Raw genomic sequence first — 2,202 nt, forward strand, 5'->3', positions numbered from 1 at the left:
GAAGCTGCTCGCCGGCTACGAGAGCGAGTTCGGGGACATGCCCCTGCGCAGCTCGCTGCGCCGCCGCGCCACCGAGGGCCGCGTCCTGCTGGGGCGCAGCCAGCTGGCGCTCTCGCGCGGCGATCTCGCCGAGGCGGCGACGCTCTCCGGCCAGGCCGAGACGAACATCAGCGGCGCCGCCGAGCGGGCCGAGCGCGAGTTCGGCGGCTACTTCGACGCCGTCCCGCGCTGGCAGGCGGAAGCGGCCGAGACCATCGCCTGGTCGAAGCGCACGCAGTGGACGGCGATCATCGTCGACAAGCTCGGGCGCACCTGCCGCGTCTACAAGGGCGGCCGGCTGACGGCGAGCTACCCGGTCGAGCTGAGCACGAACTGGGTGGGGGACAAGCGGCACCGCGGGGACAAGGCGACGCCGGAGGGCCGCTACAAGGTGATGCGCAAGCGCGGGCCCGGCGCCACGAAGTACTACAAGGCCCTCGAGATCGACTACCCGAATGCCGAGGACGTCGCGCGCTACCGCGCCGCCAAGAAGCGGGGCGAGATCCCGGCCGGCGTCGGCATCGGCAGCCTGATCGAGATCCACGGCCACGGGGGGCGCGGCGGCGACTGGACCGAGGGCTGCGTGGCCCTGCGCGACGAGCACATGGACAAGGTCTTCGCCGCCGCCTCCGTGGGGACGCCCGTGCTCATCGTCGGCGCCCTCGCGCCACCTGCCAGCGGACCGGAGTCACGGGCGGGCGGCACTCTCAGCTCCGGCCGGCCCTGAGGTCGGCGCCCATGCGGGCTCTCCTGCGCACCTTCACCATCTTGCTCGCGCTGCTGATCGGGCTGGCGGGCGCGGCGGCCGTCCTGCTCTGGGCGCCCGAGCTGCGCGAGCGCGCCCTTGCCCGCGAGGTGGCGCGTCACGCCGTCCCGGCGCAGACCGTCAAGGCGAGCGAGAACGACAAGCGGCGCGGGCGCATCCGCGACCTGGAGCGCCGCCACGCGGCGCTGACACCCAAGCGCAACTACCTCGTCATCGACACGCCGGGCAACCGCTTCGCCCTCATGACGGGCGGGCGCGTCCTGCGCGAGGGCGTCTGCTCGACCGGCAGCTACGTCATGCTCAAGGCCAAGGACGATCGCCAGTGGATCTTCCGCACGCCGCGCGGGCGCTACTTCATCCTCGAGAAGAAGACCAACCCGGTCTGGAGCAAGCCGGACTGGGCCTTCATCGAGGAGGGGATGCCGGTGCCGCCGCCCGGCCACTCCTCGCGCTTCGAGAGCGGCGTGCTGGGCGACTTCGCGATGCACATCGGCGACGGCTACCTCATCCACGGCACGCTCTACCAGCGCCTGCTCGGGCAGCCGGTCACCCACGGCTGCATCCGCCTGGGCGACGCCGATCTGGAAGCGGTCTATCAGGGCATGGCCGTGGGCTCGCCGGTCTACATCTACTGAGGCGGGGGGAGACGCGTGCGCAAAGCGGTGCGACTGATGGCCGAACCCCGCGAGAGCCTGCGGCAGGCGCCGCGCCGCGCCGGAGGCAGAGGCGGCCTCTGGCGCTGGGCGCTCGGGCTCCTGGCGCTGCTCGTCCTGGCGCTGCTGCCCGTGGCGGCCGCCTACCAGCTGGGCATCCGCGAGCCGGTGGCGAAGGTCCTCGCCCCGGCGGGGCCCGAGGCGCCCGACGCGGCCGCCCCGCGCGGCGAGGCCCTGCGGCTCATCCTCGACGAGGCCTTCTGGAAGGCGCGCCTGGAGTTGAGCGGGCGCGGGGCGCCCTGCCTGGCCCTGGACCTGGTCGACAGCCTGGCCCTGATCGAGGTGCGCGGCGTCGCCGTGCGGCGCTGCCGGATCCAGGCGATCGACCGCAGCGCGCTCCTGGCGCGGCGCCTGGAGCGGCGCGAGTTCCGCGAGCGCCTGGCGCGGCCCTTCGGCATCGTGGAGGAGCTGGCCACCCTGCCCAAGGAGCCGATCCGCGTCGAGGTGGCGCCCAGGGACACGCTCGAGGCCAAGCAGCTCGGCCCGCGCAACTTCGAGCCCGAGGCACCCGATCTCTTCTACATCCTGCGCATCGACGGCGGGCTCACCCTGGACCTGCGCCAGATCGAGCCGCCGGCCGAGGCCGCCAAGGCCCTGGAGGACAGCCTGCGCTGGCACTCCCGCCGCACGGAAGCCTGGAGCGCCTTCACGAAGCTCGTCCAGCGGCAGCTGCCCGCGCACCCC

3 protein-coding genes are annotated in these 2,202 nt (G+C 73.7%); all 3 read left to right on the forward strand.

Annotated elements, in window-relative coordinates; genetic code table 11:
- A partial coding sequence (locus FJ251_15640; GenBank protein ID MBM4119136.1) for a L,D-transpeptidase occupies window positions 1–766 on the forward strand: 766 nt, incomplete at its 5' end.
- Window positions 767–777: 11 nt separating this feature from the next.
- Entirely contained in the window at window positions 778–1,440 is a 663-nt protein-coding gene (locus FJ251_15645) for a L,D-transpeptidase (GenBank protein MBM4119137.1), read from the forward strand.
- Window positions 1,441–1,476: 36 nt separating this feature from the next.
- Window positions 1,477–2,202, forward strand: a 726-nt coding sequence (locus FJ251_15650) for a hypothetical protein (GenBank protein MBM4119138.1), incomplete at its 3' end; no start/stop codon positions are given.

The organism is bacterium (assembly GCA_016873475.1).
In the GTDB taxonomy this organism is placed as follows: domain Bacteria; phylum Krumholzibacteriota; class Krumholzibacteriia; order JACNKJ01; family JACNKJ01; genus VGXI01.